At 43.7% G+C, this 17,145-nt stretch carries 13 protein-coding genes, 3 tRNA genes and 2 rRNA genes; all 18 read right to left on the bottom strand.

The annotated features are described in order from the left end of the window. Nucleotides 1-88: 88 nt before the first annotated feature. Nucleotides 89-1,996, bottom strand: coding sequence for an ATP-dependent zinc metalloprotease FtsH (gene ftsH / locus K360_RS0106710; RefSeq protein WP_024822402.1), 1,908 nt, complete (start codon nt 1,994-1,996; stop codon nt 89-91). Nucleotides 1,997-2,035: 39 nt separating this feature from the next. Next, entirely contained in the window at nt 2,036-2,572 is a 537-nt protein-coding gene (gene hpt / locus K360_RS0106715; protein ID WP_024822403.1) for a hypoxanthine phosphoribosyltransferase, read from the bottom strand. A gap of 1 nt (nt 2,573) precedes the next feature. Next, nucleotides 2,574-3,986, bottom strand: a complete 1,413-nt coding sequence (gene tilS, locus K360_RS11030; RefSeq protein ID WP_024822404.1) for a tRNA lysidine(34) synthetase TilS — start codon at nt 3,984-3,986, stop codon at nt 2,574-2,576. 74 nt (nt 3,987-4,060) lie between these two features. Further along, a tRNA-Met gene (locus tag K360_RS0106725) sits at nt 4,061-4,137 on the bottom strand. An 8-nt stretch (nt 4,138-4,145) separates the two neighbouring features. After that, nucleotides 4,146-4,222 (bottom strand) — tRNA-Met (locus K360_RS0106730). 41 nt (nt 4,223-4,263) lie between these two features. Then, nucleotides 4,264-4,352 (bottom strand) — tRNA-Leu (locus tag K360_RS0106735). Nucleotides 4,353-4,389: 37 nt separating this feature from the next. Further along, the gene (locus tag K360_RS10665; RefSeq protein WP_169728665.1) at nt 4,390-5,991 is read right to left on the bottom strand and encodes a type IV pilus secretin PilQ; all 1,602 of its coding nucleotides are present in this window, start codon (nt 5,989-5,991) and stop codon (nt 4,390-4,392) included. A 29-nt stretch (nt 5,992-6,020) separates the two neighbouring features. Next, the gene (locus tag K360_RS0106745; protein ID WP_024822406.1) at nt 6,021-6,596 is read right to left on the bottom strand and encodes a hypothetical protein; all 576 of its coding nucleotides are present in this window, start codon (nt 6,594-6,596) and stop codon (nt 6,021-6,023) included. A 498-nt stretch (nt 6,597-7,094) separates the two neighbouring features. After that, nucleotides 7,095-7,640 carry a hypothetical protein gene (locus K360_RS0106755; RefSeq protein ID WP_024822408.1) on the bottom strand — a complete coding sequence of 182 codons (546 nt, stop codon included), beginning with the start codon at nt 7,638-7,640 and terminating at the stop codon, nt 7,095-7,097. Then, complete coding sequence (locus K360_RS0106760) at nt 7,637-8,533, bottom strand: hypothetical protein (RefSeq protein WP_024822409.1); 897 nt, start codon at nt 8,531-8,533, stop codon at nt 7,637-7,639. The genes K360_RS0106755 and K360_RS0106760 overlap by 4 nt, the downstream gene beginning before the upstream one ends. 15 nt (nt 8,534-8,548) lie before the next feature. Beyond that, nucleotides 8,549-9,016, bottom strand: coding sequence for a hypothetical protein (locus K360_RS0106765; protein WP_024822410.1), 468 nt, complete (start codon nt 9,014-9,016; stop codon nt 8,549-8,551). Between the two features lie 5 nt (nt 9,017-9,021). Beyond that, the gene (locus tag K360_RS0106770; RefSeq protein WP_024822411.1) at nt 9,022-9,888 is read right to left on the bottom strand and encodes a hypothetical protein; all 867 of its coding nucleotides are present in this window, start codon (nt 9,886-9,888) and stop codon (nt 9,022-9,024) included. A gap of 121 nt (nt 9,889-10,009) precedes the next feature. After that, nucleotides 10,010-10,210, bottom strand: coding sequence for a hypothetical protein (locus tag K360_RS0106775; protein ID WP_024822412.1), 201 nt, complete (start codon nt 10,208-10,210; stop codon nt 10,010-10,012). After that, nucleotides 10,192-10,650, bottom strand: a complete 459-nt coding sequence (locus tag K360_RS0106780; RefSeq protein WP_024822413.1) for a type II secretion system protein — start codon at nt 10,648-10,650, stop codon at nt 10,192-10,194. Before K360_RS0106780 ends, K360_RS0106775 begins: the two co-directional genes overlap by 19 nt. A gap of 33 nt (nt 10,651-10,683) precedes the next feature. Continuing rightward, a complete protein-coding gene (locus K360_RS0106785) occupies nt 10,684-11,886 on the bottom strand; it encodes a type II secretion system F family protein (protein ID WP_024822414.1) in 1,203 nt (400 codons plus the stop codon). Between the two features lie 18 nt (nt 11,887-11,904). Further along, nucleotides 11,905-13,485, bottom strand: coding sequence for a GspE/PulE family protein (locus tag K360_RS0106790; RefSeq protein ID WP_024822415.1), 1,581 nt, complete (start codon nt 13,483-13,485; stop codon nt 11,905-11,907). Between the two features lie 481 nt (nt 13,486-13,966). Then, nucleotides 13,967-14,082: ribosomal RNA gene (gene rrf, locus K360_RS0106800) — 5S ribosomal RNA — on the bottom strand. 64 nt (nt 14,083-14,146) lie between these two features. Further along, nucleotides 14,147-17,130, bottom strand: a 23S ribosomal RNA gene (locus K360_RS0106805). Nucleotides 17,131-17,145 lie beyond the last annotated feature (15 nt).

The raw sequence follows: 17,145 nt of genomic DNA on the forward strand, positions 1-17,145 counted from the left end.
TTTACTAATATCTTTTTATTTTATCCCTTTTTTACAACAAAAGAGCGTGCCCGCTTTTGCAGACACGCCCTTGTTTCTTCTCTACTTTTTATGCAGGATTCCCGACAACCCCAGGCCTTCCTGCCCCTGTACGAACCTGACTTTTCTCTTCTAGATCCACATTTTGGGTAGGTTCTTCTCTCTCCGCACTTTCTCCACCAGAAATGCCAAGAAGCTGGTCAAGCTCTTTCCCTTCAATAACCTCTTTCTCAAGAAGGGCTTCTGCTACAAGGTCCACTTGATCCTGGTTTTCACTTAATATATTTTTAGCCTTCTGATAGCAACTATCGATAAGGAATTTTATTTCCTGATCGATCATATAGGCTACATGATCACTGTAATTTCGATCTTCCGTGATATCCCGTCCCAAAAAGACTTCCTGATGTTTATGGCCAAGCTTAACAAGACCTAATTTCTCGCTCATACCGTATTCAGTAACCATTTTACGAGCAATGAATGTTGCTCGTTCCAGATCGTTACCGGCTCCGGTCGTCACATCCCCGAAATTGAGTTCCTCAGCTATTCGTCCGCCAAGAAGCACTGTAATCTGGTTTATCAGCTCCACCTTTGACATAAGGAAGCGATCTTCCACAGGAAGCTGAAGAGTGTATCCAAGAGCCATATGCCCTCTAGGGATAATAGATATCTTATGTACCGGATCACAATCAGGAAGATACTTCGCTACCAAAGCATGTCCCGTCTCATGATACGCTATGATACGTCGTTCTTTGTCGCTAATCAGTCGACTTTTGCGTTCCGGTCCAGCTATGACTCGGTCAATGCCTTCTTCAAACTCAGCCATGGTTATGAGATTCTTCCCAGCCCTTGCGGCAAGCAGAGCAGCTTCATTCACTAAATTAGCAAGGTCCGCCCCTACAAAACCGGGGGTTCGGCGAGCTACGACACCAAGGTCTACATCTTTATCTAATTTCTTATTGCGAACGTGGACCTCTAGAATTTCCTCTCTCCCTTTTACATCTGGGCGATCTACAACTACATGCCTATCAAACCGCCCTGGACGGAGAAGAGCTGGATCAAGAATATCCGGCCTATTGGTCGCAGCGATAAGGATAATCCCTGTAGACTCATCAAAACCATCTAGTTCCACTAACAACTGGTTCAAGGTCTGCTCGCGCTCGTCATGGCCGCCACCAAGTCCTGCTCCACGCTGACGACCGACGGCATCCATCTCATCGATAAATATAATGCAAGGCTGATACTTTCTTGCTTGCTCAAAAAGATCTCGCACACGCGCAGCCCCAACCCCAACAAACATTTCTACAAAATCGGAGCCACTGACACTAAAGAAGGGTACGTCAGCCTCTCCAGCTACAGCTCGAGCGAGAAGGGTTTTCCCTGTTCCCGGAGGTCCCAGAAGCAACACTCCTTTAGGAACCCTCGCCCCTAACGCCTTAAACTTCCCTGGATCACGGAGGAACTGAACGACCTCACTGAGCTCCTCTTTCGATTCGTCACATCCCGCCACATCCTTAAACGTTACCTTCGGGCGATTATCAAGGAAGAGCTTTGCCTTGCTTTTAGCGAAGTTCATGACCTTACCTCCGCCACCCTGCATGTTATATAAGAAAAATATCCATACTCCTATAAGTAACAAGGTAGGGAAGAACGACGAAATCATTGTCGCCCACCACGGAGTTTTCTGGGGAGGAGTAACTTCTACATTAACCCCCTTCGCTGCAATCTCCTTTGCAAGATCACCAGTTCCAACTACTTCCGCCTGGAAATTTCTGCCGTCTATAAAACGTCCACTTATAGTATTGTCTTTAATAGAAACACTTTTAACCTGGCCCGTATTCACAGCGGTCAGGAACTCGGAGTACGTAATTGCTTCTGCTTGCTGGGGGTTGTGAACTGGTGAAAGGAAAACATTCACCAAGCTGACCACAAGCACAACGAGAATCAAATACAACCCGAGATTCTTGATCAATCGGCCCACTAAATATCGCCGCCTCTCAGTAAATTGCCCTCTATAGGGCTATTCTTGTACATCCACAACGTGGATTGAAGGAAGATTTCTCCATTTGCCAGCATAATCTAACCCATACCCTACCACGAATTCATCTGGAATATCAAATCCCTTATAATCTACTGACACTGGAACTTTACGCCGCTCCATCTTATCAAGAAGAACACACACACGAACACTTTTAGGATGACGCTCCTTCATCAATCGAATGAGGTAAGAAAGAGTTAGGCCTGTATCTACAATGTCTTCTACGATAAGAACATGTTTCCCTTTAATACTCGTATCAATATCCTTGTTTATTTTAACAACACCACAGGTTTTCGTGGAGTCCCCGTAGGAAGATACCGCCATAAAATCCATGATAACATTCACATTATTTTCAATATGACGAACGAGATCAGAAAGGAAAACAACGGCTCCTTTCAATATCCCCACTGTTACCAAATCTTCTCCAGCATAATCTTGAGCGATCTGTTCCCCAAGCTCCTGTACCTTTTTCGATATGGTATCCTTCGACAGGAGCACTTCCGACACTACATAGTTCATTCTACCGTTCCCCTTCCAGGGCTGAAGCCAGAAGCGTCAGCTTAAAAATGATCCAGGGGCCTTCTTCTTTCACTACATTATGTGAAGCCCCCCATTGTGGTATCCAACGCCATCCGCCAGGACCTTCTAAAACAGGCCAGAGATCAAAGAGCCACCACGGAATAGCTTTCCGTTCTTCTTTAGAGAGAGTGGCACTGATAGCGGAGACAGTAGTAATACGAAAATTTTTGCCCTCTTGTAAAGAATATATAACACATCTAGAAGAAAGAGGATATTTTTTGATCGGGGGTAAAGAGCGAACCTTCTCCCATTCCACACTCCATCTTCCCCATCTGAAACTACAACCCTCTCCTTCTAGGAGAATTTCTTGATCTTCAGCGAGAGTATTATACAGGACTTTAGGATTTATCCATACTATAAAATCAGATCCACAATATACAAAACTTTCTTTTTCCCACTGGAAAAGCCATCGTCCAGATTTTTTGATAGTATCAATGAGATTTGTGAGACGATGCCTTGGAAGAGCTTTAAGGCGAAGATCTCGACCTACTGCACGGATAAACCAGGCCAGATCTCGTTTCGATAAAGAACGAGCAAAAGAAACATCCGCCGCATATTGAGCTAGTGGGAAATCCCGTCTTCCTTCTAACAAAAGAGCCTGTCCGGTTTCCTCCTCTTCCGTTCTATACTCCTGCATATCTTTTGCCAACGCTACTAGATGCTTTCGAGTAGCTGAATTTACTGTTCGTTCCAAAAGAGGTAGGATTTCGAGGCGAATTCGATTCCTTGTATAAGTAACGTCAACGTTCGTTATATCTTCTCTCCAGGAAATTCCTCGAGAAGATATAAGCTCTCTTAATTCGTCACGCCACCAATTTATGAGGGGCCGAACAAAAAGACCACGCACTTCTGGAATTCCCACAAGTCCAGACGGGCCTGTCCCTCGGCATATATTAAAAAGAACTGTCTCTGCTACATCATTAGCCGTGTGGCCTAGTGCTATTATTACGGCATTATGTTTTTGAGCCACACGTCTTAAAAAATCGTAGCGGATCCTTCGAGCTCCCTCCTCTACAGATTCTCCCTTACGAAGAAGATCTGGCACAGAAGAATGTTCTATACATACTCGACAACCCCACCCCTCTCCTAGATGGCGGACAAAAACCGCATCATCTAGAGAGCTCTGATCTCGAATTCCATGTTCCAAATGGGCTACGATAACTTCATAAGGCCAAAATTGAACAAAAAACCACAGGAGGGCCACGGAGTCGCTACCGCCTGAGACAGCGACCACTGCCGGGCCTTTTTTATCTGCCCAGCCTTGCTTTTGGGCTATAGCCCAAAAGCGGCGACGTAAATATGATAAGGACATTTCGAAGGGAAGATCTTTGTCTACGCTTTTCACACCATTCATCACTCCACCTCCACTAATACGAGGTGAAACAAAAACGGCGGGAGACATGGCTCCCGCCTATTATTTTTAAATATTGGTGGCGGTGACTGGAATCGAACCAGTGACACTGCGGGTATGAACCGCATGCTCTAGCCATCTGAGCTACACCGCCTAAAAAAATGGTTGCGGGGGCAGGATTTGAACCTGCGACCTTCGGGTTATGAGCCCGACGAGCTTCCTGACTGCTCCACCCCGCGATGTAGTTTTACCTAAAACAAAAACTCGACGAATTCTTTTATGGTGCCGGACGCGGGACTCGAACCCGCACGGACTTTTCGGTCCCCAGGATTTTAAGTCCCGTGCGTCTACCTATTCCGCCAGCCCGGCCAGCACTCAGACATTATAAGGAGGACTCCCTGTTTAGTCAAGGGGCGGAATTAGAAACATGAAGAATATGTGGAATGACAATCACAATTACTTCATTTTTTTCCTTCTCAGTGTTATGAGAAGCAAACATTGTCCCTAGAAAAGGTACATCTCCCAAAACTGGAACTTTATAATGATTTTCCCGTTTCTGTTCCTTGAAAAGACCCCCTATGACGAAAGGCTCTCCGTCACGAATCCTAACAGTAGTTTCAACTTCTCTGGTACTCGTCTCTGGATAGGTTTCTCCCCTTGCTCCCTCTCGCCATGACAATACTTCCCCCGTTCGAATAGCTAAATCTATTGTAACTATCTGATCTTTTCCTATGAAAGGAGTCATTTCCAACTGAGGCCCCACTTCTTCGGAAACATAAGAAGGATTGCCAGCTTCGTCGCGGACAGAAACGTAGGGATACTTCTGAACAAGACGAATTTTCGCCTTAGTTCCCTCTACAGCAATAACCGATGGCTCGGCCAGAACATGTCCTTTCTCTTCTTTTTCTAACATAGATAGAAGGGCATCAAGTTTCCTCATAGTACCTGTTAAAGGTTCTACTACAGAAGAATCCTTTTCTCCAGAGCTGTACTGATACCTTATCTTTCCGGGGCTGCCTCCTCCTTGATACTCTAAAAGCCAATGACGATAAATTGAGTCGATACATGAAGCGACTTCTTCCCCCGCTCGGTCAGACACCTCTACTATTCGAGCTTCAATCATGACTTGTTTCCCGGGATGATCAATAACTGAAAGCAACTCTTCAACCTTTAAAAGATCATCTTCTACCGCCGTAATGTAAAGAAAGTTCCTTCTTTTATCTTCAACTACTTTACGTAAACCTGTAAGACGCATAATTATGTTCCTGACCTGAATTACATCGCTATAGGCTAAATGATACGCTTTTGTTCTAACCATCCCCAGTTTTTTACCAAGATCCTCAGATGACCCAATCCATAGAGTTGTATCACCGAGAGTAGCAAAGCGAAGACCTTGAGTCTTTAATATATATCCGAAAGCTACATCGGCAGGAAGATTTTTAAGAGTAAGGGTTATATTCTTCTGAGGAACAGAATCATCGAGGAGTAAATTCACACCCCAAAACTCCGCAAAAAGACGGAAAACATCCGTAAGGCTCACTTCTCTTAAAGAGAGTGAGATCGGTTTCGAGTACTCAGAAAAATTTGTAGTTTCTTTTCTTTTCTGTATAAGAGGCCCCCTCTCCTTTTGTAATATTTTTACAAGAGAGATATGCTTCTTTCCATTCCCCCCATCCTTGAGGAAAATGTGCATGCCATCTTCGTGTAATAAATTCATAAAAGTATGGCCATTCTCCTCCCAGGCCCGAACTGAAAACAATAGAGAGAAAGGATAATCTTTCTCCCACTTTTTTGCAGGGAGAAGGACTCCTGACCATTTCAATAGACTTTCTCCTTCTCCACTGTTACGTATCTCTGGAAATGGTAAGGAAATACCCGATACTTCCATACAAACCTTCTGATCCCCTATCTGTTTAACTTTAACCCCAAGCATAGTAGGGAAAACTTCACACCAAGCCACACTACTTGTACAGATACAAACAAAAATAAAAAAGATAGATTTTTTCATGAAAGAAACATATTCTTTTTTTAATAATATCAATGACCCTCAACACCTTGAAAAGAAGAATCTTCCCATTTTTCCCCTATCGCCACAAATGAATGCTGTCCCCCTACCTCTAATTCCACATTATCTATGGAGATGCGACGGAACACTACCTCTTGGTCTCCTAGCACTTCTTTTTCTCTTACAATGGTACCCTCTTCTCCGCTAGACAACATATCCACGAGGGATAAATTCCCCCCCTCCCCCAGTAGAACGCCAGAGATGCGTATAAGAGGATGAGAAGCTTCCTCTTCCTTTCGTTTTTCTAAAGATTCTCTTCGGAAGCTTATAAATGGGGAGAGTTTTCGTGGGAGTGCAAAAAGTTGCTCTCTATTCCCTTTTTTTTCTACTTCACAACGAAGAAAAGTAGCAAGAGTTTTTATATATTGCTCGTCTTCATGTGAAATTTCGTTACATTGAGGAATCTGAGCCTTTTTTGATTCCATCACATCACCATAAACTGCGATATTTTGAGGGAACCAGATATAACCTAAATATAAAAAAACAAAAGAACCACTAAGGAAACTGAGTAGAAATAAAAATTTCCATAGACTATATTTTACTGCCACTTTGTTTTTCACCTATCTTTCTTATAACAAATGAAATGTGTAAAAAAACTTCTTCTCGACAGGGATATAGCTCCCCTTGCTGTAAATGTACTAAGCCATAAAGTTTTTCGCTTTCTTTAATAAAATCGACACACTGAGAGTAGAGCCCTCTACATTCCATACGTACAAGATTCGGTTCCTTCTGATCTTCGTAAAACCTTGCAATAGTCAACCCACATTTTTTTGCCAGATCATAAAGTCTCTTTCTCGGGCTCGGGGAAGAAATTGTCTCTCTTTTATACTTTTCTTCAACTTGCTTTAAGATTTTTTCGTAAAGAGAGACTTGCTGCATTAAACACGCAACCTTTTCCTCTATTCGTTGCTTTTGAAGGCTTACTTGTAGCAATCGCGTCCTCGCTGTTTTTTGTCTCACAACCATGCAACATAAAATAAAAAAACAGACGAAAATAAATACCCCCCATGTCCCCTTGAAAAAACGCAGATACAGTGAACTTCTCTTCAATGAGATCGCTCGCATCTCTTACTCTGGGCTATTTCCATTTTAAACAGAGCAAAATCACCTTCCCACGAGAGGAGAGGGCAGCATATCTCTTCTGAAGGGAAAAACTCAGAAAGAGAATCTCTCCACAACAATATCTCATCACCTCTACCCTCTCCTACCAAAAGAACAGACTTTTGGTCAAAAGAAATTTCTTTAAGAAAAACCGAATCGGGAAGATTGCTTGTGAGAGTCTCTAAAAAATGCCCGTATAAAAATCTTGATTGTTGAAAAAACGAGATCCAGTTTTTACATTCAGAACATAATACCGTATATTGGTGATCTAACTCTTTTTGCAAAATCGCCATCTGGGCTATTTTATCCTGCATGTATCCTATATTTTTCTCCATTTTCATTCCGCATTTCTTTCCGTTATGCAAGGCAAATCCCAAGGAAAAAGTAAAAAATGCAACCACGCCCCACATAATCCCTTCTCCCCATTTGTTAAGGAGGTCTCTTTTTCTGACTTTTACATAAGATGGAAGCAAATCCATAGATAAACTCATGAGAAATCCCTCAACGCTACACCCACTGCGACTTCAAAACCATCTAAATCAAACCCATTTTTTTCTATTTCCCATTTCTTCCATGGAGATAGTGCTGGTATAAACGAAGGAAGAATTTGCGTAATTTCATTCTCCATGTCTTTGCACCCCCTAAGCCAGTACTGTCCCGAAAGATTTTGAATATCTTTTTCGCACAGAGCTACTTCCATGTGAATCTGTTCCACTGTTTCTTTTAAAGGGAGAATAGCACTTCGTATATCTTCATTTTCAGAAATGATAAGAGACATTATTTTTTCTTCATCTTCAGCTCGAAAAGCAAGCACCATTGGCTCTCTCTCTAAAGAATCGATTCCTTTAAAGGCTCGTAAAAGACTTATTTGAGGAGGTTCAAGGCAAGCTGCACCTATTCGAGATTTTTTTAAAATTTTCATAAGTTTCAAAACATGACATTTCTTTATAGCCGCAGTAAGAAAACAATGTTGTCCCTTCCGCCCACCGGACAGCTCTAGAGCAACACTGTCTCTACACGTATCATCTAAGCCCATCCCAAAAATTCGTTGAAACTCCCATTTGAAAGCCTCTCGCAATTCTTTATGAGACATTAAAGGGAAACACAAAGTATGCAAAGCCGTTTCCTTTAGCATAAAACTTATGTTCATTAACGGATTCAGCGGTAGAAACGATTCCTTTTTCAAGGACAAGAAAAGAGAGAGCCAATCCTGTGTCCGATCAAAAATATTCTTTTCCTTTGGGGATGGCAACTTTAATGCTTGCTTAACATGCAGTTGCCCTTTTTCCCAGTCTAGATGAATATATCGAACCACCCGTTTCTCTATAGAAACCCCAGTTAGGGGAATTTTCTTCCATTTTTTCCCCCAAGGGAAGTTCCACAAAAAAATCACCTCTCTTTAAAGGTTTCCAAAAGACCAATAGATACTTCTACAGGTAGGGTAATGCACTAGACACTCCACCTTTATAGCTGTTGATCCCTTCCTCCCTTTAGAACAAAACCATATATATTGATCATCCTGAGATGATCCGAAATATGGAGGCATCCATTTTTCACGATCTTCGTAATAAACACCACAATCCAAAGCTACAACTTGTACCTCTACTCCATTAAGATGCAAAATTTCATATTCAGGGGGTAACAAATTATAAGGAGGTACCCCTTCTTTCCTAGCATAAAAAATCCATTCTTTCCCTTGTTGGTAATATGTTTTGATCCAGTGAATTCCTTGATATACTCCAAAAAGAGAGCTGTGATAAAGTTTTACCCAGATATCCACAACATCAGTCATCCATAGATTGTCTTCCAAGAAAGAATAGAACCAAGGGATTAACATGGAAAAATAAGTCAAAGAGATTAATATCACTATTACTACAAATCCTCCGCTTTTAGAGGCATATTGCGCAGTCGAAAGACAGTGTTTACTTCTTGGCTCTTTTTTTTGTGCTTTACTAAAAAGCAAACTTCTAGAACTCCTTTCTCCTCGTTATAAGCAAAAGATGCTTTTTCTATGCCGCTTACCACTGGTTGCGAGTTTTGATATGTAACATCGTGACAATATAGCTCTGGACCTCCACTTGGTCCCATCTTTACATATATTTTGGCAGCTCTAAGCAAATGTAAGGAAGCACCAACTGGGATACTTGCAACATCTTCACTCAATTCGGATAATTGTAATATTCTTCCCCGTATTCCCTTCAATCGCAAAGGGCGGGAAGCTCCTGGGAAAATCACCCAATTAAAAGTTTTTCCTGCTTTTCCTGTCGTACCTCTAAGCTTATTAGGTGAAGGAGGAACAGAGAGAACCACCTCTTGTTTTTCTGGAAAAACTGACTGTACTTTATTGGCAGTAGGAACGGCATAAACTATTCGAAGCTCATCTCCCCAGTCAATGCCAAGGTTCTGAGCTCTATTGTTCGGAACAATAGTTACTGGTTTTCTCCATGCTCCAAGAGCGGGTATATCACTAAAGGTCTTTTGGTACTCTTCTGGCGCTCCAGGAATCCCCAAGGCTCCATTAAGAACTTTAGGCATTAAAAGAGCTATAGCATGAGCCGTCTTTACTTGCGTTTTTCTTTCTAAAACCATAAGAGACACACAATCAGACATTCCTCGCCAGCCCCATAATAAAGCTGTGCTTACCATCGCTCCTACGAAGAGGGCCACAAGAACTTCCGGAAGACATAAACCATAATATTTCCTTCTATCTCCAGATTGAAAGTTCATAAATTTTTTCATGATTTTTCAGGTCCCCTTCTACAAATGAGCAAGAAAAAACTGAAACTATGATATTGCAAGAATTTACAAGCTTCTTCTCAATCCAAAAGCCTAAATCTGGAGAGGAAAAGTTGTCCTCATCTCAGCCATATTCCGCTACGTAATGAGCAGCCCAGCAACCAACGAAAGATTTATGGTTTCGAGAAATGAAAGCCATAGTATTGGCAAGAGTATAAAACACACTCGTTAAAAGAAGAGAACCTATTAAAAGACCTATTAAGGCTTCGACAAAGATAAAACCTTCAGACTTTTTCTCGTCTTCAGTTACATAACCCTTATCCATACCCAAGGTTCTTCACCACTTACATAGGGTGTTTGGGGCTCTTCCGAAGAGCTGGATGAGCCGTATAGTCCATTTTCTTCCGCCCGTTGTTCTATGTACCGAGAAACTTTCTTTTTTATGGGACCGCAACCTATAAAAAGGTTTTCCTCATTTCCATACAAAGAAAAAGATTCGGCCTGCATTTTTCTATCAAGATACGTTTCAAGGCACGTTATATCAAAAGTAGATGGATCATTAATTTCTGCATCTTCTTCCATAGAAAACATAAGATAAGCAACTTTAATAGATCTTAAATCAGATATAATTCGAATCGCCTCCGCAGAAGCCATAGCCCGAGAAGCTGCAATCATTACCCCCCCTGATAAGAGCCCCATGATCATGAGAACCACAAGCAGTTCTATTAACGAAAACCCCTCTGTTTTTCCTTTAAATCCTTTCACTTTGCTATATTCGCTCCTTTCCCTATAAATTTGTTACAACACAAGACTATGCACAGCTCTCATAAGAGGCATAAACAGAGCTACAACCATAATGAGAACAAAAATGCCGATTACAAGTGTAAGGACAGGCTCCATAAGGACTTCAACCCTCTTGAAATCTGTAGCGAGGCTCTTCTTATTTTGTTCTGCTTCTTTTTGAATCACCCATTGCAGAGTGCCTGTCTGTTCCCCTAAAGAAACCAGCGGAGCAAAGGCGGAAGGGAAAAAAGAGTGCTCTCGAAGAGCTCTCCCCAGGGGGACTCCCTGACCAAGTTTCTGAGCCACTTCCTCCCAGATTCTTTGGACTCCCTCATGACCGGTAGCATTTCCTGTCAAGTGAATAGCTTTTAACAAGGGCATTCCCGCCTCTAAAAGAGCTGCCAATATATACAGGCTTCGGACCAATAAAAATTTTTTCCTAAAAAAACTGATAGAAAATCTCTGATAATGAAAACGATCAAAGGGAAACCCTTTTCTGAAATAGTGCCAGATAACCACAGAAAATACCAAAAACATCAACGTTAATAGCCCTATAAATTTCCGTCTCTCTGATAAAAAAATAATAAGCCTCGTTATTTTAGGAAGAGGGATATTCAGTCTTTTTAAAAAATCCTCTATTTCAGGTAAGACCTTATTAAAAAGAATTCCAAAGACAAAACAAGCTAAAATTCCTATAAAAGCGGGATAAAGCCATGCTGTAAAAAGCTTCCGATGAAAATCAATCTTTTGTTCAAAGAAAAGCGACAATTGCGATAGCATTTTAGGAAGTTCTCCACTTTCTTCTCCGGCCTTTACAATAGGAACAACTCCAGGAGGCAAAAAAGCACTTTCATATAAGCTATCGCTGAACGCCAACCCCTTCTCTAAATTTACTCTCAAATCTTTAATAAACGGAATAAAAGAAGCTTTGGAGCACTCTTGCTCTATTACAACAAGAGCTAATGAGATATTCCCCCCTGCTTGCAGGATAGAGGAAAGTTGAGAAAAAAAGTTTGCTAAGAAACGAGAAGAAAGACGGCGTCTACCCCTTGAAGGGAAAGAAAAAAATTCCGCTGATACATGTCGCCTCAAGTAGACAGGCATAAGGCCTTGTGCTTGAAGTTTTTGTGCTGCGTCTTTCTTTGATGAAGCTTGTATAGAGCCACTCGAAATTCGTTCTCCATTTGAAGTCGAACGAGCACGATACCGGAAAATCACCTTTCTCTTAACCTCCCTTTAAAGCAGAGAAATTTCTTCCACGGACGTTTCTCCTAAATACACTTTTTCCATTGCATTCTCGCTCAAAGTTTTCATTCCTTCTTTCTTAGCCTGAACATGAAGTAACTGCGTCGGCTCTTCTTGCAAAAGAAGACGACGTACATTTTGAGTTATAAACATGAGTTCAAAAACTCCAGTCCTTCCTTTATATCCAGTCCCTTGACAATAATGACATCCTCTCGCTGTGTATTTTTTACCCGCGTCTATATCAGAAAGAACTTCTTTGCAATAAGGGCAAAGAAGACGTATCAGTCGCTGAGAAAGAACTGCTTTTAGAGCCGATACAACTAGAAATGGAGGAACTCCCATTTCCATCAGGCGCAAAGGAGCACTTGCTGCATCCTCCGTGTGAAGAGAAGATAAAACGAAATGCCCCGTAAGTGCTGCTCTCATGGCAAGCTGCGCTGTTTCAGGATCCCGAATCTCACCGACCATAATAACGTCAGGATCTTGTCGCAGAATCGAGCGCAAAATAGAATGAAAAGAACGACCTGTTTTTTCGTCTACCTGTACTTGTGTTACACCTTCATGTGTACGTTCTACAGGATCTTCCACAGTTGTTATATTCAGAACATCGGCATTCATTTCGTCAATTAAAGCGTGCAAAGTTGTTGATTTCCCACTCCCAGTAGGTCCTGTAACAAGAAACATTCCTTCTCCTTTATTGAGAATATTTCTTAGTTGATCGAGTTCACTACTGCCAAGTCCTAATTTTTCAATATTCTCAGGAGATACCGATGGGTCCAGGAGACGAAGAACTAATTTTTCTCCGTAGAGCGTCGGTAAAGAGGAAACTCTGACATCTATAGGCATGGACAGAGATGGATGGAGACAAAAACGGCCATCTTGAGGAAGTCTCTTTTCTGCTATATCCATAGATGCAAGCAACTTTATTCGAGAAATCACAGATGGGTGAAAATCAGGAGAAAAGACATACATGGGGTAGCAACATCCATCAACTCTATAACGGATGCGGCTAAAATCTGCGAAAGGTTCTACATGTATATCAGAGGCTCTACTTGTTAAAGCTTTTTCGATAATAGAATCTACAAAACATACAACTGAGTTAGGAGATGATAAGCTTACTTCCCCTTCTTTATTACCTTGGAGGCCATAAACGATTTTGCGGATCTGGGAGAGAGGAGCTAAAAAAAGTTTAAGGTTCATATGGGTCGCTTTATGTATATAACGGAGTTTATCTGAGTTAAAAGGGTCAAAAAGAGCTATTTGAAGTTCATTTTTTTCAGGAATACATGAGAGAGGAAGAATGTCTAACCGTTCTATCTGTTCCATAGTAAAAAAAGCCAACGCCTCTTTATTAGGAGGGGAAAGAGGCAAAAAAACAATAGGAAGCTGCGTAAACATTCGCATGAGAGCAAGAAGGCGATCTTCTAACCCTGGCGAAAGATGTAAAAACTCGGCAATAGAAAAGGATGTACGACGATATTTTTCATAATTATTCTTAATAAGAGGTCCTATCACTTCGTCTTTCAAAAGAAAAGCAGAAAAGTTTTTCCATGTTCTCCCATCTAAAAACACAATATCACCACATGTAAAGAAAGATATAGAAAAGCTATAAATAATATAATAAAGAATAACATATTAAGAGATTATTTTCTTTATAGAAAACATGGGATAGGAGGACTTAAGGGAAGTAGTACTTATATAATGATCGTTTCAGTGAAGGGGAATACTTTTTTTGTTCTTTTCGTTTCTTTACACGCTTTTTGTCAGTTCTCTACCATTCCAGAAGGTAAGTCAGATGTCAGGCAGAGGGAACGCCTTTGCCTCAATGTTGCAAAGCGAAACTGCGCATTGGAAGCGTGTTCGTAAGTGGCAACGAAAAGGTAGAATACACCGACATTCTGTCTTCACTCGAAAGCTCTCTTGTATCGCAGGTCAAGGAAGAGTATTAGGGAGAGGCGTTACATTGTTACACTCTGGATGAGATTTATGTTTTTGCCGGTGTGGTGTATGAAATGCCAGAACGTGAAGGCGTGATGCAGGCATAAAAAAAGATCTCTGGCGGCGACCTACTCTCCCACAGATAGCCTCTGCAGTACCATGGGCGCTGGAGGGCTTAACTTCCGGGTTCGGCATGGAACCGGGTGTAACACCTCCGCTCTGACCACCAGAGATCCAAAATCTATATGCTCCCTGCTCTTCAACATGAAAATAAAAGGGAAACCAATGGATAAATGAGAATAAGGCCTCGGCGTATTAGTACCGGTCAGCTCAAAGCCTCACAGCTCGTACACTCCCGGCCTATCTATCCTGTCATCTTCAGGACACCTTACTTCCTCTCGGAATGGGGTATCTCATCTTGGAGGCGGCTTCCCGCTTAGATGCCTTCAGCGGTTATCCGACCCGAACATAGCTACCCGGCTTATGCAGCTGGCGCTACAACCGGTACACCAGAGGTTCGTCCACTTCGGTCCTCTCGTACTAGAAGCAGATCTCCTCAAATACCCTACGCCTATGGTGGATAGGGACCGAACTGTCTCACGACGTTCTAAACCCAGCTCACGTACCGCTTTAATGGGCGAACAGACCAACCCTTGGGACCTGCTTCAGCCCCAGGATGCGACGAGCCGACATCGAGGTGCCAAACCTTGCCGTCGATAGGAACTCTCGGGCAAGATCAGCCTGTTATCCCCGGGGTAGCTTTTATCCGTTGAGCGACGGCCCTTCCACTCGGTACCGCCGGATCACTAAGACCAACTTTCGTTCCTGCTCGAGATGTCTCTCTCACAGTCAAGCCACCTTATACCTTTGCGCTCTCTATGGGCGGTTTCCATACGCCCTGAGGTGACCTTTGCGCGCCTCCGTTACTCTTTAGGAGGCGACCGCCCCAGTCAAACTGCCCACCTGACAATGTCCTGCCAGCCGATTCAGACTCAACAGTTAGAACTTCGGTATGTCAAGGGTGGTATCCCAACAACGGCTCCTGAAAGGCTGACGCCCTCCATTCTACGCCTCCCACCTATCCTGTACATGACAGACCAAAATCCAATATCAGGCTACAGTAAAGCTCCACGGGGTCTTCCCGTCCCACCACAGGTAACTGGCGTCTTTACCAGTACCACAATTTCACCGGGTCCCTCGTTGAGACAGTGCTCAGATCGTTACACCATTCGTGCAGGTCGGAACTTACCCGACAAGGAATTTCGCTACCTTAGGACCGTTATAGTTACGGCCGCCGTTTACTGGGGCTTCATATCAAGGCTTCGCTTACGCTAACCTCTCCATTTAACCTTCCAGCACCGGGCAGGTGTCAGTCCCTATACTTCGGCTTACGCCTTATGCAGAGACCTGTGTTTTTAGTAAACAGTCGCCTGAGCCTGGTTTCTGCGACCACCCTTAGCTCCATATGATTATATTTCACCAGAGTGGCACCCCTTCTCCCGAAGTTACGGGGTCAACTTGCAGAGTTCCTTAACGAGGGTTTTCCCGCTCACCTTAGCTTCCTCAGCTAGCCCACCTGTGTCGGTTTCGGGTACGAGCAACCAACAAACTCCCTAGAGGCTTTTCTCGACAGCCGAGCTTCAATGACTTCGACCCCGTAGGGCCTCCCCATCAGGTCTCAGAATTATTCCCGCGGATTTGCCTGCGGAAACTCCCTACACCCTTGGACCGGGACTTCCATCACCCGGATCACCTAGCTTTCTGTGTCACCCCTTCGGTATTAACGCTCATTGGCTGGGACAGGAATATCTACCTGCTATCCATCGACTACGCCTCTCGGCCTCGCCTTAGGTCCCGCCTAACCCTGGGCGGATGAACCTTCCCCAGGAACCCTTGGGCTTCCGGTGAGTACGTTTCTCACGCACTTCGCGTTACTCATGCCAGCATTCTCACTTCCATACAGTCCACATGACCTCACGGCTCTGCTTCACCCCGTATGGAACGCTCCCCTACCGATATATACACTCTTGCACATATCCCGCAGCTTCGGCAGTATGCTTAGCCCCCTACATTCTCGGCGCAAAAGTCCTCGACCAGTGAGCTGTTACGCACTCTTTAAAGGGTGGCTGCTTCTAAGCCAACCTCCTGGCTGTCCAGGCACTCTCACATCCTTGCCACACTTAGCATACGCTTTGGGACCTTAGCTGACGGTCTGGGCTGTTTCCCTCACGACCACGGACCTTCTCACCCGTAGTCTCACTCCTACGGTACAAAATATGGTATTCGAAGTTTGGTTGAATTTGGTAGGACCCCAGTCCCCCGCGTCCATCCAGTGCTCTACCCCCATATCTCAATTCCGTAAGGCTGCACCTCAATGCATATCGGGGAGAACCAGCTATCACCGCACTCGATTAGCTTTTCACTCCGATCCACAGCTCATCCAAATCTTTTTCAACAGAAACTGGTTCGGTCCTCCATCCGGCTTCACCCGGACTTCAACCTGGCCATGGATAGATCGTGCGGCTTCGGGTCTATTAAACGAAACTTGCGCCCTATTCAGACTCGGTTTCCCTACGGCTCCAGTGCACATACGCACCTTAACCTCGCTACGTCTAATAACTCGCCGGCTCATTTTACAAAAGGCACACCGTCACATTCAATGCCTCGCGGCATCTCTTGCTCCGATTGCTTGTAGGCATACGGGTTCAGGTCTATTTCACTCCCCGCCAGGGGTGCTTTTCACCCTTCCCTCTCGGTACTCATCCACTATCGGTCACCAACAGTATTTAGCCTTGGATGATGGTCCACCCTGATTCAACCGGAATTCCACGTGCTCCGGCCTACTCGGGATCTCTTCTCGGAGGATACTCTCTGTCGCATACCGGGCTCTCACCGTCTATGGCCTGCTTTCCCAACACAGTTCTGCTAAAAAGTATCTTGATAACTCCGCGCCTAGCCTGCGGACTAAGCATGAAAAGCCCCTCTACACCACATACACAACGACCGCAGCCTTACATGTATATGGTTTAGGCTCTTCCCCGTTCGCTCACCACTACTTAGGGAATCTCTTCGATTTCTCTTCCTCCGGATACTGAGATGTTTCACTTCTCCGGGTTCCTTCCCTTACGGGATACCTGGACTACTCCAGGTGGGTTGCCCCATTCGGACATCTGCGGGTCAAAGGCCGCTTGCGCCTCGCCGCAGCTTCTCGCAGCTTGCCACGTCCTTCTTCGGCTGTTGGTACCAAGGCATCCACCGTATGCCCTTATTACCTTATTTCTCATTTATCCCTCT

Source organism: Aminobacterium mobile DSM 12262 (assembly GCF_000526395.1).
GTDB lineage: Bacteria > Synergistota > Synergistia > Synergistales > Aminobacteriaceae > Aminobacterium > Aminobacterium mobile.